This window comes from Pseudomonas fluorescens (assembly GCF_040448305.1).
Taxonomy (GTDB): Bacteria; Pseudomonadota; Gammaproteobacteria; order Pseudomonadales; family Pseudomonadaceae; genus Aquipseudomonas; species Aquipseudomonas fluorescens_BH.
Genome location: NZ_CP148752.1, coordinates 6,054,604 through 6,078,341, shown reverse-complemented (window position 1 = coordinate 6,078,341; position 23,738 = coordinate 6,054,604). Strand labels below are relative to the sequence as shown.

General features: G+C 61.9%; 27 protein-coding genes. 15 read left to right on the top strand and 12 right to left on the bottom strand.

The genetic code is table 11. The features are described from left to right. The first annotated feature begins 102 nt into the window (after nucleotides 1–102). Nucleotides 103–987, top strand: coding sequence for a sugar nucleotide-binding protein (locus WHX55_RS27725; protein WP_150726884.1), 885 nt, complete (start codon nucleotides 103–105; stop codon nucleotides 985–987). After that, complete coding sequence (locus WHX55_RS27720) at nucleotides 980–1,909, top strand: NAD-dependent epimerase/dehydratase family protein (protein WP_353741658.1); 930 nt, start codon at nucleotides 980–982, stop codon at nucleotides 1,907–1,909. Before WHX55_RS27725 ends, WHX55_RS27720 begins: the two co-directional genes overlap by 8 nt. Nucleotides 1,910–2,181: 272 nt before the next feature. Here the strand turns inward: WHX55_RS27720 and WHX55_RS27715 are convergent, their stop codons facing one another. From WHX55_RS27715 to WHX55_RS27695, 5 genes are all read right to left on the bottom strand, one after another. After that, entirely contained in the window at nucleotides 2,182–2,880 is a 699-nt protein-coding gene (locus WHX55_RS27715; protein ID WP_150726886.1) for an OmpW family outer membrane protein, read from the bottom strand. Nucleotides 2,881–3,100: 220 nt separating this feature from the next. After that, the gene (locus tag WHX55_RS27710) at nucleotides 3,101–3,619 is read right to left on the bottom strand and encodes a DUF3299 domain-containing protein (RefSeq protein ID WP_150755399.1); all 519 of its coding nucleotides are present in this window, start codon (nucleotides 3,617–3,619) and stop codon (nucleotides 3,101–3,103) included. 11 nt (nucleotides 3,620–3,630) lie between these two features. Continuing rightward, a complete protein-coding gene (locus tag WHX55_RS27705; protein WP_057713119.1) occupies nucleotides 3,631–4,896 on the bottom strand; it encodes an ABC transporter permease in 1,266 nt (421 codons plus the stop codon). Nucleotide 4,897: 1 nt separating this feature from the next. Then, on the bottom strand, nucleotides 4,898–5,608 hold the full coding sequence (locus WHX55_RS27700; protein ID WP_150757818.1) for an ABC transporter ATP-binding protein: 711 nt from the start codon (nucleotides 5,606–5,608) through the stop codon (nucleotides 4,898–4,900). A gap of 135 nt (nucleotides 5,609–5,743) precedes the next feature. Beyond that, complete coding sequence (locus WHX55_RS27695; RefSeq protein ID WP_150755397.1) at nucleotides 5,744–6,334, bottom strand: DUF2796 domain-containing protein; 591 nt, start codon at nucleotides 6,332–6,334, stop codon at nucleotides 5,744–5,746. A 135-nt stretch (nucleotides 6,335–6,469) separates the two neighbouring features. On the opposite strand from WHX55_RS27695, the gene WHX55_RS27690 reads away from it, so the two are divergent. Then, nucleotides 6,470–6,808 (top strand): hypothetical protein, encoded by a 339-nt coding sequence (locus WHX55_RS27690; RefSeq protein WP_151214211.1) that lies wholly within the window; start codon nucleotides 6,470–6,472, stop codon nucleotides 6,806–6,808. Nucleotides 6,809–6,912: 104 nt separating this feature from the next. Here the strand turns inward: WHX55_RS27690 and trxA are convergent, their stop codons facing one another. From trxA to WHX55_RS27675, 3 genes are all read right to left on the bottom strand, one after another. Then, on the bottom strand, nucleotides 6,913–7,785 hold the full coding sequence (gene trxA, locus WHX55_RS27685; protein ID WP_353741657.1) for a thioredoxin: 873 nt from the start codon (nucleotides 7,783–7,785) through the stop codon (nucleotides 6,913–6,915). 183 nt (nucleotides 7,786–7,968) lie between these two features. Then, on the bottom strand, nucleotides 7,969–8,622 hold the full coding sequence (locus tag WHX55_RS27680) for a 50S ribosomal protein L11 methyltransferase (protein WP_150726893.1): 654 nt from the start codon (nucleotides 8,620–8,622) through the stop codon (nucleotides 7,969–7,971). Then, nucleotides 8,619–9,083: a YbaY family lipoprotein gene (locus tag WHX55_RS27675; protein WP_150755394.1), complete on the bottom strand. Its 465-nt coding sequence runs from the start codon at nucleotides 9,081–9,083 to the stop codon at nucleotides 8,619–8,621. Before WHX55_RS27675 ends, WHX55_RS27680 begins: the two co-directional genes overlap by 4 nt. A 127-nt stretch (nucleotides 9,084–9,210) precedes the next feature. Between WHX55_RS27675 and nrdR the strand changes: the two genes are divergently transcribed. From nrdR to WHX55_RS27620, 11 genes are all read left to right on the top strand, one after another. Then, the gene (gene nrdR / locus WHX55_RS27670) at nucleotides 9,211–9,675 is read left to right on the top strand and encodes a transcriptional regulator NrdR (RefSeq protein WP_003228656.1); all 465 of its coding nucleotides are present in this window, start codon (nucleotides 9,211–9,213) and stop codon (nucleotides 9,673–9,675) included. After that, on the top strand, nucleotides 9,672–10,805 hold the full coding sequence (ribD, locus tag WHX55_RS27665) for a bifunctional diaminohydroxyphosphoribosylaminopyrimidine deaminase/5-amino-6-(5-phosphoribosylamino)uracil reductase RibD (protein ID WP_150716027.1): 1,134 nt from the start codon (nucleotides 9,672–9,674) through the stop codon (nucleotides 10,803–10,805). The genes nrdR and ribD overlap by 4 nt, the downstream gene beginning before the upstream one ends. 47 nt (nucleotides 10,806–10,852) lie before the next feature. Further along, complete coding sequence (locus WHX55_RS27660) at nucleotides 10,853–11,518, top strand: riboflavin synthase (protein ID WP_151214210.1); 666 nt, start codon at nucleotides 10,853–10,855, stop codon at nucleotides 11,516–11,518. A gap of 16 nt (nucleotides 11,519–11,534) precedes the next feature. Continuing rightward, nucleotides 11,535–12,626: a bifunctional 3,4-dihydroxy-2-butanone-4-phosphate synthase/GTP cyclohydrolase II gene (ribBA, locus tag WHX55_RS27655; protein WP_150726897.1), complete on the top strand. Its 1,092-nt coding sequence runs from the start codon at nucleotides 11,535–11,537 to the stop codon at nucleotides 12,624–12,626. 91 nt (nucleotides 12,627–12,717) lie between these two features. Further along, the gene (gene ribE, locus WHX55_RS27650) at nucleotides 12,718–13,194 is read left to right on the top strand and encodes a 6,7-dimethyl-8-ribityllumazine synthase (RefSeq protein WP_003228649.1); all 477 of its coding nucleotides are present in this window, start codon (nucleotides 12,718–12,720) and stop codon (nucleotides 13,192–13,194) included. Continuing rightward, nucleotides 13,191–13,691, top strand: a complete 501-nt coding sequence (gene nusB, locus WHX55_RS27645) for a transcription antitermination factor NusB (RefSeq protein WP_150726898.1) — start codon at nucleotides 13,191–13,193, stop codon at nucleotides 13,689–13,691. Before ribE ends, nusB begins: the two co-directional genes overlap by 4 nt. A gap of 28 nt (nucleotides 13,692–13,719) precedes the next feature. Continuing rightward, nucleotides 13,720–14,685: a thiamine-phosphate kinase gene (gene thiL / locus WHX55_RS27640; RefSeq protein WP_353741656.1), complete on the top strand. Its 966-nt coding sequence runs from the start codon at nucleotides 13,720–13,722 to the stop codon at nucleotides 14,683–14,685. Then, complete coding sequence (locus WHX55_RS27635) at nucleotides 14,682–15,185, top strand: phosphatidylglycerophosphatase A (RefSeq protein ID WP_007970166.1); 504 nt, start codon at nucleotides 14,682–14,684, stop codon at nucleotides 15,183–15,185. Before thiL ends, WHX55_RS27635 begins: the two co-directional genes overlap by 4 nt. A gap of 267 nt (nucleotides 15,186–15,452) precedes the next feature. After that, a complete protein-coding gene (gene ribA, locus WHX55_RS27630; protein WP_056728926.1) occupies nucleotides 15,453–16,070 on the top strand; it encodes a GTP cyclohydrolase II in 618 nt (205 codons plus the stop codon). Further along, a complete protein-coding gene (locus tag WHX55_RS27625) occupies nucleotides 16,067–16,486 on the top strand; it encodes an MFS transporter (RefSeq protein ID WP_150726902.1) in 420 nt (139 codons plus the stop codon). The genes ribA and WHX55_RS27625 overlap by 4 nt, the downstream gene beginning before the upstream one ends. Then, nucleotides 16,486–17,286, top strand: coding sequence for a cobalamin-binding protein (locus WHX55_RS27620; protein ID WP_150755392.1), 801 nt, complete (start codon nucleotides 16,486–16,488; stop codon nucleotides 17,284–17,286). The genes WHX55_RS27625 and WHX55_RS27620 overlap by 1 nt, the downstream gene beginning before the upstream one ends. Before the next feature lie 135 nt (nucleotides 17,287–17,421). Here the strand turns inward: WHX55_RS27620 and WHX55_RS27615 are convergent, their stop codons facing one another. The 4 genes from WHX55_RS27615 to WHX55_RS27600 all read right to left on the bottom strand — a co-directional run bounded on the left by WHX55_RS27615 (nucleotide 17,422) and on the right by WHX55_RS27600 (nucleotide 22,574). Further along, the gene (locus WHX55_RS27615; protein ID WP_353741655.1) at nucleotides 17,422–19,305 is read right to left on the bottom strand and encodes a TonB-dependent receptor; all 1,884 of its coding nucleotides are present in this window, start codon (nucleotides 19,303–19,305) and stop codon (nucleotides 17,422–17,424) included. 152 nt (nucleotides 19,306–19,457) lie between these two features. Continuing rightward, entirely contained in the window at nucleotides 19,458–21,356 is a 1,899-nt protein-coding gene (gene dxs, locus WHX55_RS27610) for a 1-deoxy-D-xylulose-5-phosphate synthase (protein WP_150726906.1), read from the bottom strand. 91 nt (nucleotides 21,357–21,447) lie between these two features. Beyond that, nucleotides 21,448–22,335 (bottom strand): (2E,6E)-farnesyl diphosphate synthase, encoded by an 888-nt coding sequence (gene ispA, locus WHX55_RS27605; protein WP_150726907.1) that lies wholly within the window; start codon nucleotides 22,333–22,335, stop codon nucleotides 21,448–21,450. Continuing rightward, the gene (locus WHX55_RS27600; protein ID WP_007970180.1) at nucleotides 22,332–22,574 is read right to left on the bottom strand and encodes an exodeoxyribonuclease VII small subunit; all 243 of its coding nucleotides are present in this window, start codon (nucleotides 22,572–22,574) and stop codon (nucleotides 22,332–22,334) included. The genes ispA and WHX55_RS27600 overlap by 4 nt, the downstream gene beginning before the upstream one ends. Nucleotides 22,575–22,942: 368 nt before the next feature. On the opposite strand from WHX55_RS27600, the gene WHX55_RS27595 reads away from it, so the two are divergent. After that, nucleotides 22,943–23,734, top strand: coding sequence for a DUF2135 domain-containing protein (locus WHX55_RS27595; protein WP_353741654.1), 792 nt, complete (start codon nucleotides 22,943–22,945; stop codon nucleotides 23,732–23,734). The last annotated feature ends 4 nt before the right edge of the window (nucleotides 23,735–23,738 follow it).

The window sequence follows — 23,738 nt, the reverse complement described above, 5'->3', positions numbered from 1 at the left end:
CTAAACCCGCAAAATGCAACGATTCCGGCAATTACCAACGACATCGCCTGGGCGCGGTGTCGATAACGCCATTGTTTCAATCAGACTGGGCCTGCTGACTCTATGCGAATGCGCCTTATGTTACTGGGCGGCGGAAATGCCCTTGGGCAGGCGCTGATTCGCCTCGGTGCGGAGGAAGACATCGGTTTCCTCGCCCCCCGCCCGCCCGAAAACGGCTGGGATGCCGCGAGCCTGACTCAACTGCTCGACGACACCCGTCCCGATGCGTTGATCAACCTTGCCTACTACTTCGACTGGTTTCAGGCAGAGGCAGTGAGCGAATCGCGCCTGGCCGGCCAGGAGCGCGCGATCGAGCGTCTGGCGGAACTGTGCCAGCACCACAACATAGTCCTGCTGCAACCTTCCAGCTATCGCGTGTTCGACGGCTCCCGCGCCACCGCCTACAGCGAAAAAGACGAACCCGTGCCATTGGGCTTGCGTGGTCAGGCCTTGTGGCGGATCGAGCAAAGCGTGCGCGCCACCTGCCCGCAACACGTGCTGCTGCGTTTCGGCTGGCTGCTGGACGACAGCCCGGATGGCGCCCTTGGACGCTTCCTCGCCCGTGCCGAACAACCCGAAGAACTGCTGATGGCCGACGACCGACGCGGCAATCCGACGCCGGTCGACGATGCCGCCCGTGTGATCATTTCAGTGCTCAAGCAACTCGATTGCGCCGCGCCGCTGTGGGGCACCTACCACTACGCCGGGCATGAGGCGACCACGCCGCTGGCGCTGGGGCAGGCGATTCTGACCGAAGCCCGCAGCCTGCACCCGCTGGCCATCGAAGCCCCGACCGCCCAGGCCCACGCCGCGCGTCCGGATGCAGCCGAAGAGCCGCAACACGCGGTCTTGGCCTGCAAGAAAATTCTGCACACCTTCGGGATCAAACCGCGCGCCTGGCGTGCGGCGCTTCCCGGCCTACTGGACAGGTTCTATCGCCATGGCTGACGGCCCCGTTTTGATCACCGGTGGTGCCGGTTTCATTGGTTCACACCTGACTGACGCCCTGCTTGCCAAAGGCCATGCGGTGCGGATTCTCGATGACCTGTCCACCGGCAAGCGCAGCAATTTGCCGCTGGATAATCCCAGGGTCGAACTGATCGTCGGCGACGTGGCCGATGCGGCTTTGGTCGCTCAGGCGATGGCCGGGTGCAGCGCCGTGGCGCACCTGGCGGCCGTGGCTTCGGTGCAGGCCTCGGTGGACGATCCGGTGCGCACGCACCAGAGCAACTTCATCGGCACGCTGAACGTCTGCGAAGCCATGCGCCAGACCGGGGTCAAACGCGTGCTGTTTGCCTCCAGTGCGGCGGTGTATGGCAACAATGGCGAAGGTGAGTCGATCGACGAAGACACGCCCAAGGCGCCATTGACGCCTTACGCGGTGGACAAACTGGCCAGCGAGCATTACTTCGACTTCTACCGCCGCCAGCATGCGCTGGAACCGGTGATTTTCCGTTTCTTCAACATCTTCGGCCCGCGCCAGGATCCGTCCTCGCCGTACTCCGGGGTGATCAGCATATTCAGCGAGCGCGCACTGAAGGGCTTGCCGATCACGGTGTTCGGCGACGGTGAGCAGACCCGGGATTTTGTCTACGTCGAAGACCTGGTCGACTTGCTGGTGCAGGCCATCGAAATGCCCCAGGTCGAAGTCGGTGCGGTCAACGTTGGCTGGAACCAGGCGACGACCCTCAAGCAAATGCTCGAAGCGCTCGAAGCCGTGGTCGGCAAGTTGCCACCGGTGAGCTACGGCCCGGCGCGCTCCGGTGACATTCGTCATTCCCGGGCGAACAACCGGCGTTTGTTGGAACGCTTCAGTACCACTGAGCAAACCCCGATGCGCGAGGGGCTGGCGCGGTTGCTGGGGCGCTGAGGTTCTGCGGCCACAAAAAAGGCGCCCATGAAGGGCGCCTTTTTTGTGGCCGGAATTTACTTACAACTTGTGCAATTCCTGTGGCGAGGGAGCTTGTCGGATCGCCGCATCGTCCCGCTCGACTGCGTAGCAGTCGTCAATCCAGTCAATGCGGTTTTTCTGAGTCACCGCTTCTGCCTGGTCTGGGGCTGCTTCGCAACCCGGCGTGAGCAAGCTCCCTCGCCACAACAGCCAGGTTCACCACCACGTGAACATTCTTCCAGCGATGTCGCTTAGAACTTGTAACCCAGACCCACCATGTAGATGAACGGGTCTACATCGACGTCCACACGTGCCCGGGTACCTGGGGCAATCGAGTTGTTCTCGACGGTGGCGCGGGTATCGATGTCGATGTAGCGCACCTGGGCGTTGATCAAGATGTTGTCAGTCAGCATGTAGTCAGCACCGACCTGCCACGCCAGGCCCCAGGAGTTTTCCGCCTTGAAGTTGCTGAAACCGGCGGACTGCGCTTGGCTGCCAACGTGTTCGTCGTAGATATAGGTGTAGTTGATGCCGCCGCCGACGTACGGCTGGAAGGCCGACTTCGGATCCAGCGGGTAGTACACCAGGCTCAAGGTCGGCGGCAGGTGCTTGAGGGTGCCGAGTTTGCCGTTGGCCGCGCTCAGGGCCGTGCCCTTGAGTTTCACGTCATGCTCGAACGGTGTGGCCGCCAGCAGCTCGATACCCAGGTGGTTGGTGAGCATGTAGGCGAAGTTCAAGCCCAGTTGTGTGTCGCTGCTCATGGTCGCCTTGCCACCCAGGTCGGCACCTGCGAGCGGGCCTTGATCGACCTTGACGCTGGAGCTGTCGGCTTCCGGGTTGACGGTGATTGCGCCGGCACGAATGAGAATGTCGCCGGCCTCAAAGGCGTGGGCGAGCGGGGCTGCGAGCGCGAGGGCAACCAGCGAAGCGCTGAGCATGGACTTGTTCATGGGGGCTCCAGAGGACGTTAAAAGTGTTCGATGTCCAATGGTAAGCCGGCTAACTATTCGGTCTTTTGATGCAGCTCAATGAAAGTGGGAAGGGGTTGGATTTTGTGGTGATTTTGATGACCTCATCGCGAGCAGGCTCGCTCCCACAAGGGTAGCGATCACCTGTGGGAGCGAGCCTGCTCGCGATGACTGACTATCAAACAACACATGACTACCGGACTCACTCCGGCAATTCATACAGATAAATCTTGTCCGCCTCCATCTGATACCCGGCATCCGCCAACTCGCTGGTGGACGCCTTGACCTGCAACGCGCCTTCGATCCAGTAAGGCTGATACAACTCGTCGAGCTTCACGCCGACTTCGCTCTTGACGTGCACGATCTGGTTCGACGGCGGTGGCGGCACATGGATGCAGGCGCCGAAATACGGCACCAGCAGAAACTCGGTGGTGCGGCCTTCCTCGCTTACTTCCAGCGGCACGATGTAGCCCGGCAGGCGAATGTTCTGGCCGTCGAGGGTCTTGACCACCGGTGCGTTGGGCATGTCCTGCCTGGCTGCTGGCGCCGACTCTGCCGAGAGCGTGCTGCTCATCTGCGACAGATCGTGCAGCGGCGTCATGTTCGGCACCTCTTTCGGCGCGTCGGGCGGGATCATCTCCGACCAGGTCAGGTCCTTTGGCTGGGCCGCCCACAGGGGCAGGGCAACCAGCATCAACAGCGCAAGTACAGCGCGGGGCATTTTCAACGTCCTCATAAACGGATCGACAGGCCATCGGCCAGGGATTGGCGATAGGCGCGCCAGGCCGGCACGCTGCCCATCAGCAGCGCGGCGATCAGGATGCCACCGAGCAACGTCCATTCATACTCGCTCGGCCAGGACAGCGGCAGGAACAGACCGTAGTTGGCTTGCACATAACCCTGGGCCGCCGCGATGCACACATACAGCAACGCCACGCCGGCGATCACACCCGATAGCGCCAGGGCAAAGGCCTCGAGCACCAACAGCGTCGCGATGTGCCAGGGGCGTGCGCCCACCGAGCGCAGGATCGCCATTTCCCGGCGGCGTTCATTGAGGCTGGTGAGAATGGCCGTGAGCATGCCGATCAACCCGGTCAGCACCACAAACAGCGAGACCACGAACAAGGCTTTTTCCGCGGTGCCCATCAGGCTCCACAGCTCTTGCAACGCCACGCCCGGCAAGATCGCCAGCATCGGCTCACCGCGGAATTCGTTGATTTCCCGTTGTAGGGCAAAGGTCGAAATCTTGTTGTTGAGACCGAGCATGAACGCGGTGATCGCCTGCGGCGTGAGGTCCATGTTGCGCGCCTGATCGGCCGTGATGCGCCCCTCGCCCCGGGCCGGCACGCCGTTATGCCAGTCGATGTGAATCGCTTCCATGCCACCGAGGCTGATGTGCAGCGTGCGGTCCACCGGCGTGCCGGTACGCTTGAGAATGCCGACCACGGTGAACGGTTTGTCGTCGTGCTTGACCAGGCTGATCGCTGCCACGCCGTGGGCCAGCACCAGTTTGTCGCCGAGTTTGTAGTGCAGCGCATCGGCCACTTCGGCACCGAGCACCACTTCGAACGGGTCGGTAGCGAAGGCGCGGCCATCGCTCAGTTGCAGGTGTTGCTGGCGACCGTACTGATAATGCTCGAAGTAGGCTTCGGTGGTGCCCATCACCCGGTAGCCACGATGGGAATCGCCGAGGGACATCGGGATCGCCCACTTTACTTTCGGGTTGCTGGCGAAGTGTTCGAAGCTGTCCCAGCGGATGTTGTTGGTGGCGTTGCCGATGCGGAACACCGAGTACAACAACAGGTTCACCGAGCCGGAGCGGGCGCCGACGATCAGGTCGGTGCCGCTGATGGTGCTGGCGAAGCTGGCCTTGGCTTCGGTGCGCACGCGCTCCACTGCCAGCAACAGGCACACCGACAAGGCAATGGCGAACGCCGTGAGGATCGCGGTGAAGCGGCGGTTAGCCAGGCTGGCCATGGCTAGACGAAACAGATACATCTCAGACCTCGGACGGGGTGGCGGCGCGATTGAGTTCGGCCAGCGACAGGTTGTGGTCGAACAGCGGCGCCAGGCTCTGGTCGTGGCTGACGAACAACAGGCTCGACCCGGCTTCGCGGCACTCGGCGAACAGCAGGCGAATGAAGTTCTCGCGGGCGTCGTAATCGAGGGCCGAGGTCGGCTCGTCGGCGATCACCAGTTCCGGTTGCCCGATCAGCGCGCGGGCGGCGGCGACCCGTTGCTGCTGGCCGATGGACAGCGAGTCGGCGCGACGAGCGAGGATGTTTTCATCCTTCAAACCCAGGTGGGCGAGCAGCGTCGCCGCCGCTTTGTCGACGCTGCCGTGGCGTTGTTTCGCCCGTTCGGCGCGCAGTCTGGAGAAGTGGCAGGGCAGTTCGACGTTTTCGCGCACCGACAGAAATGGCAGCAGATTGAACTGCTGGAAAATGTAGCCGGTGTGGTCGACGCGAAAGTGGTCTCGGGCGCCGGCCGAAAGTTGCGTCAGCTCCTGGCCGAGCAGGCGGATGCTGCCGCGATCAGGCTTTTGCACGCCGCCGAGCAGGCCGAGCAGGGTGGTCTTGCCGCTGCCGCTGGGGCCTTTGAGAAACAGGGTTTCCCCGCGCTCCAGGCGAAACGCCGGGATGTCCAGCAGCGGCGGGTGACCGGGCCAGCTGAAGCCCAGGTCGGACAGTTCGATGAGTGCTTGGGTCATTTAGCCGATTTCATGGGTGTTGATTGACCTGTGGGAGCGAGCCTGCTCGCGAATGCGGTGTGTCAGAGACATTGATGCAGACTGATACGACGCCTTCGCGAGCAGGCTCGCTCCTACAAGGGATCTTCAGTGAATTCAGAATTTCAGGTTGGCAGCCTTGGCCGTCACTTCAACCCCTTGCTGCCCGCTCGGGCCGATCAGTTGTACCTGAATTGTCCGGGTCGCCGGGAAGCTATTGAAGAGAGTCGCCAGGTCCAGCGACTTCAGTGCCGCCGGCGTGGCGCAGGTGAACTGATAGTGAGCGTGGATTTCGCTGTGATCATGGTGATGTTCGTGGCCGTCTTCGTCCTTGGCGTCTTCGTCGTGATCATCGTCAGCATCGGGCTTGTCGCCGAACAGCGGGCTTTCCAGTTCCTGGTTTTCCACCACGCAACCAGCGGCCTTTGGCAGGTTGAACAGGGCCAGTGGTTGCTCGAGTTGCGCGCGGGCGGCGGCGACTTTGGCTTTGTCTGCGTCGCTGGTGGCGACGTGCTCGAAACCCACCAGGTTCATGGCCGGGCTTTCCAGCTCCAGCTCCAGGGTCTTGCCGTCCAGCGCAGCGTTCAGGCGTCCCACGCCATGTTCGTGGGCGGCCAGGCTGCCATGCTCATGATCGTGTTCGTCGGCGGCATGGGCGACAGCCAGCGGCAACATGGCAAACGGCAGAGCGAGAAGCAGACGACGCATGACGAGTCTCCGAAAAGTAAAATGAAGAAAATGTTATGTAATCTTATAACGCAAGTGCGGAGAGTTTGACTGCCTGCTTGGCGTTGCACAAGTCCCATGGGAGCATGCAGGGATGAAATGTGCGGGAGCAGACCTATGTTGCGAATTCGCGGAAGCATCGGCGACTGGCCGGTGGATTTGACCCTGGAGATGGACGACGCGGACTGGGCGCGACTAGGGGCGCAGTTGCAGGTGGAGAAATCCCCAGTCAGCGTGCCAGCGGCGAAACCGCTGAATCAGGATGATGCGTTGTGGCAGATAGCCAGAGATTTGCTGCGCAAGGCCGGGCAGTTGAGCGGGCCGGATTTGCTCGATCAATTGGAAGGCCTGACCGGCAGTGCGGCGGCGGGCAAGCGCCTGTTAGTGCGTTTGCGCCATAGTCCCGAGGTGAAGGTGGTGAGCGGCGGTGATACACCGATCTATAGCTGGTTGTAGGAGCGAGCTTGCTCGCGAGAGATGCCAGAGCGCCGCGATTACACAGCTAGCCATCGTTATCGTTGGCGTCCATCGCGAGCAAGCTCGCTCCTACAAGGGCGTGATTAGTACAGTGCCGCAAACAACTTGCGGCGGTACGTGCTCACCAACGGATGATCGTTGCCCAGCAATTCGAACACCTGCAGCAAGGTCTTGTGCGGCAAACCTTCGCTGTAGCTGCGGTTGCGGATGAACAACTTCAGCAAGGCATCCAGCGCGGCGTCGTACTGCTGACGGGCCAGTTGCTGGATCGCCAGTTGATAGATCGCCTCATCGTCCAGCGGGTCTTTCGCCAGTCGGGCCTTCAGGTCGGCGGCATCCGGCAGGTCCTTGGCCAAACCGAGAAACTTGATCTGTGCCTTGGCGCCGGCCAGCGCGGCCTTGTGTTCGTCGCTCTTGACCGCATCCAGCACGGCTTGCGCTTCACCCAGTTCACCGCGCTCGGTCAGGCAGCGGGCGTACAGGATCAGCGCCTTGGCGTTGGTGTTGTCTTCACCCAGGATCACTTTGAGCAGCGCTTCGGCATCGGCAAACCGGCTGTCGTCGAACAGCGCCTGGGCCTGTTCGAACGGATCGGCGGCGGCCGGTGGCGGCATCTGCACATGGGGTTCGAGCAGGGCGCGCACAGCGGATTCCGGCTGGGCACCGGCAAAGCCGTCGACAGGCTGACCGTCCTTGAACAGCACCACGGTCGGCAGGCTGCGAATGCCGAAGCGGGCGACGATGTCTTGTTCGAGGTCGCAGTTGACCTTGGCCAGCAGCAACTCACCCTGATAGCTCTCGGCAATGCTCTGCAACATCGGCATCAGCACTTTGCAGGGCGCGCACCATTCGGCCCAGAAATCCACCAGCACCGGCTTGTGGAAAGAGTTCTCGATCACCGACTGGTCGAAATCGGCAGTCGTGGCGTCGAAGATGTACGGCGTTTCCTGACTCATGGGCAATCTCGTAAAAGCGTGAATGGGGCAACTATACGGCTTGGTGGGGGCGCGCCGGAAGCGGGGAGGCCGTTAGAGATGTTTCGTCTGACAGGACGTCATCGCGAGCAAGCTCGCTCCCACAGGGGATTTGTGGACGACACGGATCCAGGGTAGGAGCGAGCCTGCTCGCGAAGCTTTTAGCTAGCGTTGCGCGTGGTACAGGCTCACATGCCGAAACTCGTGGGGCTCGGCCAGATCCGGCAGGGTCATCGCCTCCAGCATCTCTATGCGCCGGTACAACGGATGGCGAAAATCCCGCACTCGGGAATCCGCCACCAGCGCCTCTCGGCCGCGGCTGAGGAACTGGTCGAGCAGCGGCAGGTTGGCCCGGTCGTAAAGCACATCCGCCACCAGGATCAAATCGAAGCGATCGGCCTCGGCGAAAAAATCCGTCGAGTAGTTGAGCTCTACGTCATTGAGCTCGGCATTGGCCCGACACGCGGCAATCGCCAGCGGGTCGAGGTCGCAGGCCAGCACTTCGAGTGCGCCGGCCTTGGCAGCGGCAATCCCCGCCACCCCGGAACCGGCACCGAAATCCAGCACCCGCTTGCCTTCGACCCAATGCGGGTTTTCGGCCAGATAACGGGCCACGGCCAGGCCGCTGGCCCAGCAGAAACTCCAGTATGGCGGCTCATGCAGGATGCGCCGGGTCTCTTCCGGGCTGAAGGCGCGGTCCATGTTGTCGCCGTCGATCAGCCACAACTTCAGGTCGGTCCCTGGTAACTCACAGGCGACCAATTGCGCATCACCGAGCAGTTCACCCAACGCCTTTTGCAGGTCGAGCGGTGCACTCATGGGGCTTTGACGAATTGCAGTTGGCCCAAGGCCTGGGTGGTCGGCTGGGTAATCAGCTGCGATGGCAAGTGCAGGATCAACTGCCCGGACTGACTGGCGCGGCCTCGCAGTTCAACACGGGACCCGACCGGGAAGGCTTCCGGATTGAAACGCAGGTGAAACGCCAGCACCTGGTTGTTGCCGATCAGGCTGGAACTGGCGAGCAATTGTTGCGGGCGGTCCTTATCGTCGATCACCAGCAATGCCAGTTCGACTTCAGCACCGGCCGGTACGCCTTGCAAGGTGCCGCTCAGTTCACGCTGATAGGCGGGCAGAGGACCGAGCTCGGCGGCCTCCCGGGCCTTCTTCTGCGCTTGCTGTGGCGCCGGGCCAGGCGTTGGCGGCTGGGGCTTGGGTGCATCGCTGCCGCAAGCCACCAGCAGGCTGAAAACACTGAGCAAAATGAGCGGACGTAACGACATTGGTGGCTCCATAAAGCTGAATTCCATGGATCAAGTGATCATCCCGTCTGTATACCGCAAACCCTATGGCTTGTCTTGCCACCGGGATGCGCTACCATGGCCCTCCCTTTTTTTGTTGCCTGCCACCATGCACTGTCCCTTCTGCGGTGCCAACGACACCAAGGTCATCGACTCGCGTCTGGTCGCCGAGGGCGAACAGGTGCGCCGCCGGCGTGAATGCCTGGCCTGCGGCGAGCGCTTCACGACGTTCGAGACGGCTGAACTGGTGTTGCCGCGCCTGATCAAAACCGACGGCAGTCGCCAGCCGTTCGACGAAGAAAAACTCCGCGCCGGCATGCAGCGCGCGCTGGAAAAGCGCCCGGTGAGTGTTGAGCGCCTCGAGTCGTCGCTGGTGCATATCAAACACAAACTGCGCGCCACCGGCGAACGCGAGGTCAAATCCCTCGTGGTCGGCGAACTGGTGATGGCCGAGCTGCAGAAGCTCGACGAAGTCGCCTACATCCGCTTCGCTTCGGTATATCGCCGCTTCCAGGACCTCAACGAGTTCCGCGAAGAGATCGATCGCCTGGCCCGTGAACCGGTGAAAGAATGACCACTCCCGCAGAACAAGCCATCCTCGATGCCCATTTCATGGCCCGTGCCCTGGAACTGGCGCGCAAGGGGCATTACACGACGCACCCCAATCCGCGGGTCGGTTGCGTGATTGTGCAGGGCGGGCAGATTGTCGGCGAAGGCTGGCATGAGCGCGCCGGCGAGCCCCACGCTGAAGTCCACGCCCTGCGCGCGGCCGGTGAGCAGGCTCGTGGCGCCACCGCTTACGTGACGCTTGAACCTTGCAGCCACCACGGCCGCACACCGCCTTGCGCCGATGCACTGGTGAATGCCGGTGTGGCCCGCGTTGTCGCGGCGATGCAGGACCCGAACCCGGAAGTCGCCGGTCGCGGTCTGCAACGCCTGGCCCAAGCCGGCATCGCCACCGAAAGCGGCGTGCTGGAAGGCGAGGCGCGCAAGCTCAATCAGGGCTTTCTGAAACGCATGGAGTACGGTTTGCCGTTCGTACGGGTCAAGTTGGCCATGAGCCTGGACGGGCGCACGGCGATGGAAAGCGGCGAAAGCCAGTGGATCACCGGCCCGGCGGCGCGCTCGTCCGTTCAGCGTCTGCGCGCGCAAGCCAGTGTGGTACTGACCGGTGCCGATACCGTGCTGGTGGACAACGCACGGTTGACCGTGCGCGCCGATGAACTGGGTCTGGATGCTGAACAAACGGCACTGGCCATGAGCCGACCACCGCTACGGGTGTTGGTCGACGGGCGCCTGCGGGTGCCGCTGGATGCACCGTTCTTCAAGGCCGGCCCGGCGCTGGTCGCTACCTGCGTGGCGGTGGAAGAGCAATACGCCAACGGCCCGGAATGCCTGATCGTGCCCGGCTATGATGGTCAGGTCGATCTGCGCCAGCTATTGGTTGAACTCGCAGCCCGTGGTGTCAATGAGGTGTTGGTCGAGGCCGGCCCGCGCCTGGCAGGTGCCTTTGCCCAACTCGGTCTGGTGGACGAGTTCCAGATTTTCATTGCCGGCAAGTTTTTGGGTTCCTCGGCGCGGCCGCTGCTGGACTGGCCGCTCGCGCAAATGAAGGATGCGCCCGAGCTTAAAATCATCGAAATTCGCGCAGTGGGCGATGACTGGCGAGTCATTGCCATTCCTACGTCAACCGCGAGCGTATAATTTCCGGTCAACGCTACAGCGCTGGCTTTGTTCTCGAGGAGAACCTCATGTTTACCGGCATCATCGAATCCATCGGCAGTATTCGTGCATTGACCCCAAAGGGCGGTGATGTACGGGTTTACGTCGAAACCGGCAAGCTCGACCTGAGCGACGTCAAACTGGGCGACAGCATCGCGGTCAACGGCGTGTGCCTGACCGCCGTTGAGTTGCCGGGCAATGGCTTTGCGGCGGACGTCAGTCGCGAAACCCTCGACTGCACCGCCATGAACGACCTGAAAAGTGGCAGCCCGGTCAATCTGGAAAAAGCCCTGACCCCGACCACTCGCCTCGGCGGGCATCTGGTCAGCGGTCACGTCGACGGCGTGGGCGAAGTGGTTGCCCGTACCGAGAACGCGCGGGCCGTGGAATTCCGTATCCGCGCGCCGAAGGACCTGGCCAAGTACATCGCCCATAAAGGCTCGATCACCGTTGACGGCACCAGCCTGACCGTGAACGCGGTCGATGGCGCCGAGTTCCTGCTGACCATCATTCCTCACACCCTGAGCGAAACCATCATGGCGTCGTACCAGCCAGGCCGCCGGGTGAATCTGGAAGTGGACTTGCTGGCCCGTTATCTGGAGCGCCTGCTACTGGGCGATAAGGCCGCCGAGCCGACTGCCGGCAGCACCATTACCGAAAGCTTTCTGGCCGCCAACGGCTACCTCAAATCCTGACTCAAGGGGGTGCCTTGTGGCGCTCAATAGCATCGAAGAACTGGTTGAAGACATCCGCCAAGGCAAGATGGTCATCCTCATGGATGACGAAGACCGCGAGAACGAAGGCGACCTGATCATGGCCGCCGAGTGCTGCAAGCCCGAGCACATCAACTTCATGGCCAAGCACGCCCGTGGCCTGATCTGCATGCCGATGAGCCGCGAGCGCTGCGAACTGCTCAAGCTGCCGTTGATGGCACCGCGCAACGGTTCCGGTTTCGGCACCAAGTTCACTGTATCGATCGAAGCGGCCACCGGCGTGACCACCGGCATTTCCGCCGCCGACCGTGCGCGCACCGTGCAGGCTGCCGCCGCCCGTGATGCCAAGGCTGAAGACATCGTCAGCCCCGGTCACATCTTCCCGCTGATGGCCCAGGCCGGCGGTACCCTGGCCCGCGCCGGCCACACCGAAGCGGCGTGCGACCTGGCGCGCATGGCCGGTTTCGAGCCGAGCGGCGTGATCTGCGAAGTGATGAACGACGACGGCACCATGTCCCGTCGGGCCGAGTTGGAAGCTTTTGCCGCCGAACACGACATCAAGATCGGCACCATCGCCGACCTGATTCACTACCGGATGATCCACGAACGTACCGTTCAGCGGATTGCCGAGCAGCCACTGGACAGCGAACTGGGCCAATTCAACCTGGTGACCTATCGTGATTCGGTGGAAGGCGACGTGCACATGGCACTGACCCTGGGCAATGTCTGCGCCGAAGAACCGACCCTGGTTCGGGTGCACAACATGGACCCGCTGCGTGACCTGCTGATGGTCAAGCAACCAGGCCGCTGGAGCCTGCGCGCCGCCATGGCCACGGTTGCCGAGGCCGGCAGCGGTGTTGTGCTGTTGCTCGGTCACCCGCTCGATGGCGACGTGTTGCTCGCGCACATCCGCGAAACCGCCGATCACGCCGTGGTGAAAAAACCGACCACCTACAGCACTGTCGGTGCCGGTTCGCAGATCCTGCGTGACCTGGGTGTACGCAAAATGCGCCTGATGTCGGCACCCATGAAATTTAATGCGATATCCGGTTTCGATCTGGAAGTTGTAGAATACGTGCCCTCCGAATAATGACCGGTTGTTTCCGGCCTTGAATTCGCGGTTCAAATATCACCGAGGGACGCGTACGAGACGCGTCCCGGCTCTTTAAGAGATCTATCGAATGACCCTGAAGACCATCGAAGGTACCTTCATCGCCCCTAAAGGCCGCTACGCTCTGGTAGTGGGCCGTTTCAACAGCTTCGTCGTTGAAAGTCTGGTCAGCGGTGCAGTTGATGCCCTGGTTCGCCACGGCGTGAGCGAAAGCGACATCACCATCATCCGCGCACCTGGCGCCTTCGAAATCCCGCTGGTTGCGCAGAAAGTCGCCCAGAAAGGCGAATTCGCGGCAATCATCGCCCTGGGCGCGGTCATTCGTGGCGGCACTCCGCACTTCGAATACGTGGCGGGCGAGTGCACCAAGGGCCTGGCCCAGGTGTCCATGGAGTTCGGCGTTCCGGTCGCTTTCGGCGTCCTGACCGTTGATTCCATCGAGCAAGCCATTGAACGTTCCGGCACCAAGGCCGGTAACAAAGGTGCTGAAGCTGCCCTGTCCGCTCTGGAAATGGTTAGCCTGCTGGCGCAGTTGGAGGCCAAGTGATTAGCGACGAAAGCGATCGTTTCAACCCGCGCGATCCAAAGCCTGCGGATGCCGGCAAGCCATCGAAAAGCGTCAAGCGTCGCGAAGCCCGTCAGCTCGCGACCCAGGCGCTGTACCAATGGCACATGGCCAAGCAATCGCTGAACGAAATCGAAGCGCAGTTCCGGGTCGATAACGATTTCACCGATGTCGATGGCGCCTACTTCCGCGAGATCCTGCACGGGGTTCCGCAGTTCAAGACCGAAATCGACACCGCGCTCACGCCATGCCTGGACTTGACCATCGAAGAACTGGACCCGGTTGAACTGGCGGTTCTGCGCCTGTCCACCTGGGAACTGCTCAAGCGCGCCGACGTGCCGTACCGCGTTGTGATCAACGAGGGTATCGAACTGGCCAAGGTCTTCGGTTCCACCGACGGCCACAAGTTCGTCAACGGTGTGCTCGACAAGCTGGCCCCGCGTCTGCGTGAAGCTGAAGTGAAGGCTTTCAAGCGCTGATCGGCGCTTGGAATGTCGACACGAAGCCATGGGCGAGTTTGAGCTGATCCGCAATTTCTTCGCCGCCGCGCCTTGTGCGCAGGGCGGCGAAGGCGTTGCCCTCGGGATCGGTGATGACTGCGCCTTGCTGGCTGTTCCTCCCGGGGAGCAGTTGGCAATTTCTACCGATACGTTGGTGGCCGGCGTGCACTTCGCCGATCCCTGCGATCCGTTTCTGCTCGGTCAGCGTTCGCTGGCCGTGGCCGTCAGCGACCTGGCTGCCATGGGCGCCACCCCGATTGCCTTTACCCTTGCCCTGACCTTGCCGACGGTGACCGCCGATTGGCTGCAAGCCTATGCCCGTGGTTTGAACCAGATGGCGCAAAGCTGCGGCGTGGCGCTGGTGGGCGGTGACACGACCCGTGGGCCGCTGAGCCTGACCATGACCGTGTTCGGGCGCGTGCCGGCCGGTCTGGCGCTGACCCGCAGCGGTGCGCAACCGGGGGACCTGTTGTGTGTCGGCGGCAACCTGGGCAATGCCGCCGGCGCCTTGCCCTTGGTGCTCGGCCAGCGCACAGCCGAAGCGAGCATTGCCGAGCCGTTGCTGGCGCATTACTGGTCACCGCAACCGCAGCTCGGATTGGGTCAGGCGCTACGGGGCAAGGCCACTTCGGCAATGGATATCTCTGACGGCCTGCTCGCTGATTGCGGGCATATCGCGCTGGCTTCGAAGGTCGGAATCGAAGTCGAGCGGGATCGTTTGCCGCTGTCGCAGAGCCTGGTCGACTTTCTCGGTCATTCGGCCGCACAGGTCGCGGCCCTGAGCGGCGGCGACGATTACGTCCTGGCCTTCACCTTACCGTCCGTCGAGTTGCCGCTATTGCTGGCCGACGGCTGGCCGATCCATGTGATTGGGCGGGTGGTAACCGGGCAGGGCGTGAGGCTGCTGGACGCCGATGGCAAAGACATCACCCCGCAAACCCGGGGTTATCAACATTTTCGGGAGTCACCGTGACAGATCATCCCAAACAGGTCCCGGCGGAATTCGTACCGCCGTCGGTCTGGCGCAATCCGTGGCATTTCCTGGCGTTCGGCTTTGGCTCGGGCACCTTGCCAAAGGCGCCCGGTACTTGGGGGTCGTTGGTTGCGCTGCCCTTTATCCCGTTGTGGCAGATGCTGCCCGACTGGGGTTACTGGCTGATGCTGGGCATCACCATGCTGTTCGGCTTCTGGCTGTGCGGCAAAGTGGCCGACGATTTGCGGGTACACGACCATGAAGGCATCGTCTGGGACGAAATGGTCGGGATGTGGATAACCCTGTGGCTGGTGCCGGAAGGCTGGCAGTGGTTGCTGGCGGGTTTCCTGATGTTCCGCTTCTTCGACATTCTCAAGCCATGGCCAATTCGCTGGATTGACCGGCACGTACATGGCGGCGTCGGCATCATGCTCGATGATGTCCTGGCCGGGGTGTTCGCCTGGTTGGCGATGCAGGGACTGGTGTGGTTTTTCGCCTGACCGTTTGATTCGAATGCTTTCCAGATCCGATGACCGACATAGAACCCTGTGGGAGCGAGCCTGCTCGCGATGGCGGAGTATCAGTCAATATTGATGTCGCTGACAGCACGCAATCGCGAGCAGGCTCGCTCCCACAGGGTCTGTGTCGGGGCGTATATCAAACATTTTGATAGTTATCGCCGATAATTCAGCCTAAGCGTCCTCCGGAACCTGCTGTTACAATGCCGGCTCTGCGAATCTTCAGACTTTTAGATCAGGAGCACACCGGTGCCTGTCGTTTTTGTCGCCGCTTCCAAGCTGCCAACGCCTTTTGCGCAATTCACCATGCATGGCTTTCTCGATGAAGCCACCGGCCGCGAGCACGTTGTGCTGAGCCTGGGTGAGATTGCCGACGGTGCCCCGGTACTCGGCCGGCTGCACTCCGAATGCCTGACGGGCGATGCCTTGTTCAGCCAGCGTTGCGACTGCGGCTCGCAACTGGAGGCCGCCTTGCAGGCCATCGCCCGCGAAGGTCGTGGCGTCTTGCTCTACCTGCGCCAGGAAGGCCGTGGCATTGGCCTGCTTAACAAGATCCGTGCCTATGAGCTGCAGGACGGTGGCGCCGATACCGTCGAAGCCAACGAACGCCTGGGCTTTGCCGCCGACCAGCGTGACTACGCCATGTGCCTGCCGATGCTGGAGCATCTGGGCGTGAAGTCCCTGCGCCTGATGACCAACAACCCGCGCAAGGTCAAGGCCTTGACCGACATGGGTATCGTGGTCGCCGAGCGCGTGCCGCTGCACACCGGCCACAACCCGCATAACAGACTCTACCTGGCGACCAAGGCCAGCAAGCTCGACCACATGATGGGCAATGAGCATCAGGGCGAGGTAGATCGGGCGTGACCCGCGGTCAGGTGCGGCGGCGACTGTCCGTCAACTGGTGGCAATACCTGGCATTGGCCTTGTTGCCGCTGTTTGTGATCAACGCGGTGTTCGGCCAGAGCGAAGCCATTCTGCCGGTGTTGGCGATGCCGTTGTTCATCGCCGGCGTTGCCTCGATGTTTGTCAGCCTGAAGTTTTTCGGTGCCTACAAACACGCACTGATCGCCACCCAGAAAGCTCTCGATACCCCTGAAGAACCTGGCGCCTGGATCAGTCTGGCGACCAAGCGGCGCACGGCATTCCTGGCCGCCGGGCTGCCGGCCTGGATCGGTGCCCTGGCGGTGTTCGTTGGTCTCGAAGCCGTGCCGCTGATGCTGCTGGCACTGTCGACCGCCGTGCTGTTCTACCTCTACCGTATTCCGCGTCAACTCGGTTGATGCGCGCGATCTGGCTGGCGGTGTTGCTGCTGGCCGTCAGTGGCTCGGCAGTCGCGGTCGAACGGGTTGTCAGCCTCGCCCCGTCGCTCTCTGAAATCGTCGTTGAACTGGGCTCCGCTGACCTCCTGGTCGGTGTGCTAGACGCTGGTGAACGACCTGCCGAACTCAAGAACCTGCCCTCCGTTGGCCGCTATGGCCAGCTGGACATGGAGCGCTTGCTCAGCCTGAAGCCCGATCTGTTGCTGCTATGGCCCGGTAGCGTCGGCCCGGCCCAGCGTGATCAGCTCAAGCGTCTGAATATTCCCACCTACGTCGCGGAACCCCACAGCCTGGACCAGCTCGCCGCACAGATCGAGGCCATTGCCGCTCAGCTTGGTCGGCCTGAACGCGGAACTTCATTGGCCAGCGATTTACGCCAGCGGCTGGATGAATTGCGCCAACGCTATCGACGGGACAAGCCGTTACGGGTGTTTTATCAGGTCTGGGATCGGCCGCTGTATACGGTTGGCGGTGAGCAGATCATCAGCGATGCACTGGAGGTCTGCGGTGCGCAAAACGTATTTGGTGACCTGAAGCTACCGGCACCGCAAGTCAGCGTGGAAGCGGTGTTGCAGCGCAATCCCGAGGTGATTCTGGTCAGCGAACAGGCGCAGCTCGATGCGTGGAAAGCCTGGCCACAGGTGGCGGCGGTGGAGCAGGGCCAATTGCGTTTGGTGACAGATAAAGGCCTGGAGCGACCGAGCGGGCAGATGATTGAGGCAACCGCCAAGCTTTGCCAATTGATTGCGCCAGACCTCTGAGACCGAGGTGCCTTCATCGCGAGCAAGCTCGCTCCCACAGGGATCCGGTTTGATCGCAAATCTGTAATCCAACCGCAATTCTGTGGGAGCGAGCTTGCTCGCGATGAGGCCATTCCATGCGCCGAAAACTTCAGGTCAACTCCCCGGCGTCCAGGTCACCCCGAACATCCACGCCCGACCTTCCTCGCGATACCCGTACTGGCTACCTTGGAAGCTGTACAACGCCCGGCTGTAACCCTTGTCCAGCAGGTTATCGACCTTCAGCTCCAGCCTGATTTCACGATTGAGCTCCCAACTGCTACGCAGTCCCAACAATGCATAACCACCCAACGGCTGTTGATTGTTCAGATCGTCATAGCTGCTGCTGACCGCTTGCCAACTCGCGCCGAGGCCCAGGCGATCGAACTGTCGGTCCAGGTCCCAGCTCAAGGTGCGTCGCGCGCGACGGGCCAGGGTATGGCCCGTGTCACGGTCGCGTGGGTCGATGATCGCAATGCCAAGATTGCTCTGCCAGCCAAACAGTTCCTGCTTCAGTGCGGCTTCGAAGCCGTTGATTCGCGCGGAAGCAACGTTCTCGGGGCGCGAGTTGCTGCCGAAGATGATCGCGTCTTCAAGGTCGGTGCGATACAGCGACGTCTCCAGGCGACTGTTCTCGGTCAATTGGCTGCGCCATTGCAGCTCGTAGCTTTTCGAGGTTTCAGGCTTCAGGTCCGGGTTGCTGAAGTCGGGGTAGTACAGGTCGTTGAACGTCGGCGCGCGGAAGCCTTCGCTGTAGGTCAGCAGCACTTCGTTGTCCGGGTTCAGCGGCAGGGTGAAGGTGCCACTCCAGGTGTTCTGGCTGCCGAACTGCTGGTTATCGTCGTGACGCAAGCCCAGCTCTGTGGAGAAACTGTCGGCCCGATAGTGATGCTGGATGTACGCCGCACGGTTCCAGCGACTGTCCTCATCGAATGCGGTGCTGCTGTTGATGCGGTCTTCATACCAGTCACCGCCGAGCAGCAAACTGTTGCGCTCGTTGAGCGTCAGGTCGTTCTGCCAGTTCACCGAATCGCGGTAGGTGTTGAACACGCTGCGCTCATCGCTGAGCTTGTCCAGGGTCTTCTCGCGGTTTTCGCTGTGGCCGAACTCGATGCGGGTTTTCCACAGATCATTGATGCGCGCGTCGATGTAACTGCTGACACTGCTCACATCGAATTCGTTGTAGGGCTGCTGTTGGACCGACTCGAACGTATTCATGTCGAAGCGCCCGAACGGGTTGTCGAACTCGCTTTTGCCGCGGTTATCCAACGCGTTGGCGCCGATTTCGATGTCATCGCTGAGTGCGTGGCTCAAGCTCAGGCTGAACGACTGGTTTCGGTACTCGTCATGGTCGCCGTCGCTGGGGTATGACTCATGGGTGCGATTGATCCCGGCGGTTTCATCGAGGCTGGCGCCGAGGTTGAAGCGGGTTCGCTCATCACCACCGGACAGGCCAAGGCCGCGCTCCCAGGTCTGATTGCTGCCGAAGCCGACGTGCATCCGCGGCTGCAGACCTTGTTCGCCGCCACGACGGGTGAAAATCTGGATCACACCGCCAATCGCATCGCTACCGTAAATCACCGAGCGGGAGCCACGCAGCACTTCCACGCGCTCGACCTGCTCGATATTGATGTGTTGCAGGTTGCTGTCGCCGGAGGTCGAGCTGCCAATGCGTTGGCCATCCACCAGCACCAGGCTCTGGGCCGACTGGGTGCCGCGGATGTAGATACCCGGAAGGCTGCCGCGCCCGCCGGTCTGCGAGACTTGCACGCCTGGCACCCGACGCAACAGATCAGTGACGCTTTCGGGTTGCAGGCGATCGATGTCTTCGCGGGTGAATACGGTGTTGGCGGCGCTGCTGTCATTGCGTGCTTCGACCTGGCGGTTGGCGCTGATCAATACGTCGGGCAGCTTCAGGGCCTGGTCGCGTTCGAAGGTGTCGGCATAGGCGTTAGCGGTGGGCAGCAGAAGCAGGGGCAGGGCGAGGCGGGAGAACTTCATTGGTAGTCCGTTGGTGTTTCGTGGCGCACACAAATCAAATGTGGGAACGGGCTTGCTCGCGAAGGCGGAGTGACAGTCAACTTCTCAGTTGAATGATCCGACGCTTTCGCGAGCAAGCCCGCTCCCACAGGGTGTTGCATGTATCCAGGGATTTAGATGTTGAGCAGTTGCAGGCGCTCGCGAATGGACGCTTCGATTCCCGCCTCATCCAAACCACACTCAGCCAGCATTTGCGCAGGCTTGGCGTGTTCGACGTAAATGTCCGGCAAGCCCAGGTGCAGCACCGACTTGAGGATGTTCTCGCGAGCGAGGAATTCGCTGACCGCGCCACCGGCGCCGCCCATGATCGCGTTTTCTTCGACGGTCACCAGCAGTTCGTGGCTGCCGGCGATTTCGCGAACCAGCGCTTCATCCAGCGGCTTGACGAAACGCATGTCGACCACGGTCGCGTCCAGCGTCTCGGCGACTTTCAGGGCTTCGGCCAGTTGCACGCCGAACACCAGCAGGGCGACTTTGCTGCCCTGGCGGCGGACTATGCCTTTGCCGATCTCGATCGGCTCGAGGTCTTTCTCGATGGTCGCGTTCGGGCCGTTGCCGCGCGGGTAGCGCACCGCCGCCGGGCCTTCGTACAGGTGACCGGTGGTGAGCATCTTGCGCAGCTCGTTTTCATCGCTCGGCGTCATCACCAGCATGCCGGGAATGCAGCGCAGGAACGACAAATCGAAGCTGCCGGCGTGGGTCGGACCGTCTTCGCCCACCAGACCTGCGCGGTCGATGGCGAACAGCACGTCGAGATTCTGCACCGCGACGTCATGCACCAATTGGTCGTAGCCGCGCTGCAGGAAGGTCGAATAGATGGCCACCACGGGTTTGGCGCCTTCGCAGGCCATGCCGGCCGCGAGGGTGACAGCGTGCTGCTCGGCAATGGCTACGTCGAAGTAGCGCAGCGGGAAACGTTCGCTGAAAGCCACAAGGTCCGAGCCTTCCTTCATCGCCGGGGTAATCCCGACCAGGCGCGGATCGGCAGCCGCCATGTCGCACAGCCATTCACCGAACACACCGGAGTACTTCGGCCCGCTGGCCTTTTTCGGCGCGGCGGCCGGGGCGTCCAGCGGTTCGAGTTTGGTGATGGCGTGGTAACCGATCGGGTCGACTTCCGCCGGGGCGAAACCTTTGCCTTTCTTGGTGACGACGTGCAGGAACTGCGGGCCTTTCAGATCGCGCATGTTGCGCAGGGTGGCGATCAGGGTCGGCAGGTCGTGGCCATCGATCGGGCCGATGTAGTTCCAGCCCAGCTCTTCGAACAGCGTGCCGGGAACCAGCATGCCCTTGGCATATTCTTCGGTGCGACGGGCGATTTCCCACGCACCGGGCAATCGCGACAGCACTTTCTTGCTGCCTTCGCGCATGCTCGCATACGTGCGGCTGGAAAGGATCTTCGCCAGGTAGTTCGACAGGCCACCGACGTTGCGCGAGATCGACATGTCGTTGTCGTTGAGGATCACCAGCATGTTGGCGTCCACTTCCGGCGCATGGTTCAGCGCCTCGAACGCCATGCCCGCGGTCAACGCGCCGTCGCCGATCACCGCGATCGCCTTGCGCTCGCTGTTTTGCAGGCGGGCGGCAATTGCCATGCCCAGCGCTGCACTGATCGAGGTGCTGGAGTGGCCGACGCCAAAGGTGTCGTACTCGCTCTCGGAGCGGCGCGGGAAGGCAGCGACGCCGTCCTTCTGGCGCAGAGTGCCCATGCGCTCGCGACGACCGGTGAGGATCTTGTGTGGATAAGCCTGATGACCCACGTCCCACACCAGCCGGTCGTCCGGGGTGTCGAAGACGTAATGCAGCGCGATGGTCAGCTCGATCACGCCCAGGCCGGCACCGAAATGCCCACCGGTCTGGCCGACCGTGTAGAGCAATTCCAGGCGCAACTCATCGGCCAGGGTTTCCAGCTCGGCTTCGCCTAACCGGCGCAGGCCGTCCGGCGTGTTCGCGCGGTCGAGCAGGGGCGTGGTCGGGCGCTTGCGGGGAATCTCATGAAACGTCGTGGGCATCAGGCGAATCGTTATAGGTATAAAAGATGCGGCAGTTTACCTGATGCATCGGTCCCTGCCCACGCGTTGGTTTTTTTTGGCGGATTCGCCGTCAGCTGCGGCGATCGACGATATACCGGGCCAGATCGCGCAACGGCTCGGCCGCTGCGTCAAACGGTCGCAGGGCGTGCAGGGCCTGGTCGCGCAGCTCCAGGGCATAGGCCTTGGCGGCGTCGAGGCCGAGCAGGGCCGGGTAGGTCGGTTTATCCCGGGCAATGTCGGCACCCTGGCGTTTGCCGAGGGTTTCGGTATCGCTTTCAACGTCGAGAATGTCGTCCTGCACCTGGAATGCCAAGCCGATGGCCTGTGCATAAGTCTGCAGGGACTTGAGTTCGTCTTTCTCGGCACGCCCGCTGGCCAGGGCGCCGAGTTTGACGCTGACCTCGATCAACGCGCCGGTCTTGTGCCGGTGCATGTACTCCAGGGCTTTCTGATCAAGCTTCAGGCCGACCGAGCCGAGGTCGATGGCCTGACCGCCGACCATGCCCGCGGGGCCTGCCGCCAGCGCCAGGGCGCTGACCATTTGCAGGCGGATTTCAGCCTCCGAAGTGCTCAGGCGTGGATCGAGCAGGGCGCTGAAGGCCAGGCTCTGCAAGCCGTCGCCGGCGAGGATCGCGCAGGCTTCATCGAATTTCTTGTGGGTGGTTGGCTGGCCGCGACGCAGGTCGTCATCGTCCATCGCCGGCAAATCGTCATGCACCAGCGAATAGGCGTGGATCAGCTCCACCGCACAGGCTGCGCCGTTGGCTTGCTCGGCCTTGCCGCCCAACGCTTCGCACGCGGCGTAGGCCAACAGTGGACGGACGCGTTTGCCGCCATTCATCACGCTGTAGCGCATGGCCTCATACAGTCGCGCCAGCTCGGGGCTTGGCGCAATGAACAGGGTTTCCAGAGCCGCATTGACACGGGCCTGGCTGCTTGCCGAGTACGCTGCAATCATTCTGGCTGATCCGCGTCGAAGGGTTCCTCGGCCAACTCGCCATCGCGCTCGAGCAGCACCTGAACCTTTTGCTCGGCCTGGGCCAGCGCCGCCTGGCAGTCGCGAGTCAGACCGATGCCTTGCTCGAAAGCGGCCAGCGAGTCCTCCAGCGACAATTCGCCATTCTCCAGACGCTCCACCAGCGTTTGCAGGTCGGCGAGGGATTGTTCGAAATCCAGTGCAGCTTTTTTGCGGGCCATGGCGGCGATTTCCGGTTGACGTTAAACCGGCGCGACACTAGCAGATAGGGGGGTCATGGGCAAATTAAGGGGGGATTCGAAAGCCTTGGTTGTGAGTGCCACAAAGTTCGTGGCAACCCGACGATACGGATTATTCGGCTCACTTTATGAGCCGAATAACATCGCTATTCGGCTCACCGTCCACCCGTTACCGTGATTCCCACCGCAATTTCGGAGCCATTCGATTGTTAAAAAACACCCGAATGGCTAACCTTCGAGCCCTATACGACCTGGCAGTCACGGGTCTTTCAGACGAAACGCAGTATCCACATCTGTAACGCGCCCAGGATCAGGCGCAAGGTTTCGTCATGCATGGCAGGAGGCGTCGCATGCGCTCATTTCTTTTGCTGCTGATCGGGCTGGTTTTCGCGCCTGTGATTCTGGCCGCGCCGAGTGCTGAATTATCGGAACCGGTGGGCGGCTGGCGTTACAACGGTCTGCTGGACCGTAGCGAAAACCCGCAAGTCGCCTATCCCACGCCACCCATCGACCGCGGCGTGCAGCGCAATCGCACGATGATCGAAGGCCAACTGAAGGCCCTGGGCACCCAGCGTGGGCCGCACACCTTGGCGGTCAACGGTAATCCGCTGAATCTCTATACCGACGAGCAAGGGCGTTTCGCCCGGCCCTATGCGTTTGGCGCCGGCTCCAACAGCGTCGAAGTGCGCAGCGCCGAAGGCCAGTCCCTCAAGCGTGTTCAATTCTATGAAGCCAACAACCTGCGCACCCCGGCGCGGATTCGCGTGGTGCTGGGTTGGGACGATCCGAAAGCCGAACTCGACCTGCATATTGTCACGCCCGATGGCCAGCATGCCTTTTGGGCGCATCCGGCCTTGACCAATGGCGGCGGCCTCGACCCTGACGGCGTCGATGGCCCGGGCCCGGAAATGTTCACCATGACCGCACCGCTGCATGGCACTTATCTGGTTTACGTGAACTATTGGGGCAACTTCGGCAGCGGCGGCTATAACTTCGATGAGTCCGGCAACCAGAATGAGGTGATTACCTCGCAGATCAACCTGGTGCTCAACGAAAACACCGTCGATGAAAAACGCGAGACGTTCATCGTGCCCCTGCGCGCAATCGGCGACCTGCTGCTGGTCAAGACTTTCAACTACTAAGCAT

What these genes read in the sequence shown, in the direction of transcription:
- WHX55_RS27725 (WP_150726884.1), top strand. Translation starts at nt 103, where the DNA reads ATGCGAATGCGCCTTATGTTACTGGGCGGCGGAAATGCCCTTGGGCAG.
- WHX55_RS27720 (WP_353741658.1), top strand. Translation starts at nt 980, where the DNA reads ATGGCTGACGGCCCCGTTTTGATCACCGGTGGTGCCGGTTTCATTGGT.
- WHX55_RS27715 (WP_150726886.1), bottom strand. Translation starts at nt 2,880, where the DNA reads ATGAACAAGTCCATGCTCAGCGCTTCGCTGGTTGCCCTCGCGCTCGCA.
- WHX55_RS27710 (WP_150755399.1), bottom strand. Translation starts at nt 3,619, where the DNA reads ATGCCCCGCGCTGTACTTGCGCTGTTGATGCTGGTTGCCCTGCCCCTG.
- WHX55_RS27705 (WP_057713119.1), bottom strand. Translation starts at nt 4,896, where the DNA reads ATGTATCTGTTTCGTCTAGCCATGGCCAGCCTGGCTAACCGCCGCTTC.
- WHX55_RS27700 (WP_150757818.1), bottom strand. Translation starts at nt 5,608, where the DNA reads ATGACCCAAGCACTCATCGAACTGTCCGACCTGGGCTTCAGCTGGCCC.
- WHX55_RS27695 (WP_150755397.1), bottom strand. Translation starts at nt 6,334, where the DNA reads ATGCGTCGTCTGCTTCTCGCTCTGCCGTTTGCCATGTTGCCGCTGGCT.
- WHX55_RS27690 (WP_151214211.1), top strand. Translation starts at nt 6,470, where the DNA reads ATGTTGCGAATTCGCGGAAGCATCGGCGACTGGCCGGTGGATTTGACC.
- trxA (WP_353741657.1), bottom strand. Translation starts at nt 7,785, where the DNA reads ATGAGTCAGGAAACGCCGTACATCTTCGACGCCACGACTGCCGATTTC.
- WHX55_RS27680 (WP_150726893.1), bottom strand. Translation starts at nt 8,622, where the DNA reads ATGAGTGCACCGCTCGACCTGCAAAAGGCGTTGGGTGAACTGCTCGGT.
- WHX55_RS27675 (WP_150755394.1), bottom strand. Translation starts at nt 9,083, where the DNA reads ATGTCGTTACGTCCGCTCATTTTGCTCAGTGTTTTCAGCCTGCTGGTG.
- nrdR (WP_003228656.1), top strand. Translation starts at nt 9,211, where the DNA reads ATGCACTGTCCCTTCTGCGGTGCCAACGACACCAAGGTCATCGACTCG.
- ribD (WP_150716027.1), top strand. Translation starts at nt 9,672, where the DNA reads ATGACCACTCCCGCAGAACAAGCCATCCTCGATGCCCATTTCATGGCC.
- WHX55_RS27660 (WP_151214210.1), top strand. Translation starts at nt 10,853, where the DNA reads ATGTTTACCGGCATCATCGAATCCATCGGCAGTATTCGTGCATTGACC.
- ribE (WP_003228649.1), top strand. Translation starts at nt 12,718, where the DNA reads ATGACCCTGAAGACCATCGAAGGTACCTTCATCGCCCCTAAAGGCCGC.
- thiL (WP_353741656.1), top strand. Translation starts at nt 13,720, where the DNA reads ATGGGCGAGTTTGAGCTGATCCGCAATTTCTTCGCCGCCGCGCCTTGT.
- WHX55_RS27620 (WP_150755392.1), top strand. Translation starts at nt 16,486, where the DNA reads ATGCGCGCGATCTGGCTGGCGGTGTTGCTGCTGGCCGTCAGTGGCTCG.
- WHX55_RS27615 (WP_353741655.1), bottom strand. Translation starts at nt 19,305, where the DNA reads ATGAAGTTCTCCCGCCTCGCCCTGCCCCTGCTTCTGCTGCCCACCGCT.
- dxs (WP_150726906.1), bottom strand. Translation starts at nt 21,356, where the DNA reads ATGCCCACGACGTTTCATGAGATTCCCCGCAAGCGCCCGACCACGCCC.
- ispA (WP_150726907.1), bottom strand. Translation starts at nt 22,335, where the DNA reads ATGATTGCAGCGTACTCGGCAAGCAGCCAGGCCCGTGTCAATGCGGCT.
- WHX55_RS27600 (WP_007970180.1), bottom strand. Translation starts at nt 22,574, where the DNA reads ATGGCCCGCAAAAAAGCTGCACTGGATTTCGAACAATCCCTCGCCGAC.
- WHX55_RS27595 (WP_353741654.1), top strand. Translation starts at nt 22,943, where the DNA reads ATGCGCTCATTTCTTTTGCTGCTGATCGGGCTGGTTTTCGCGCCTGTG.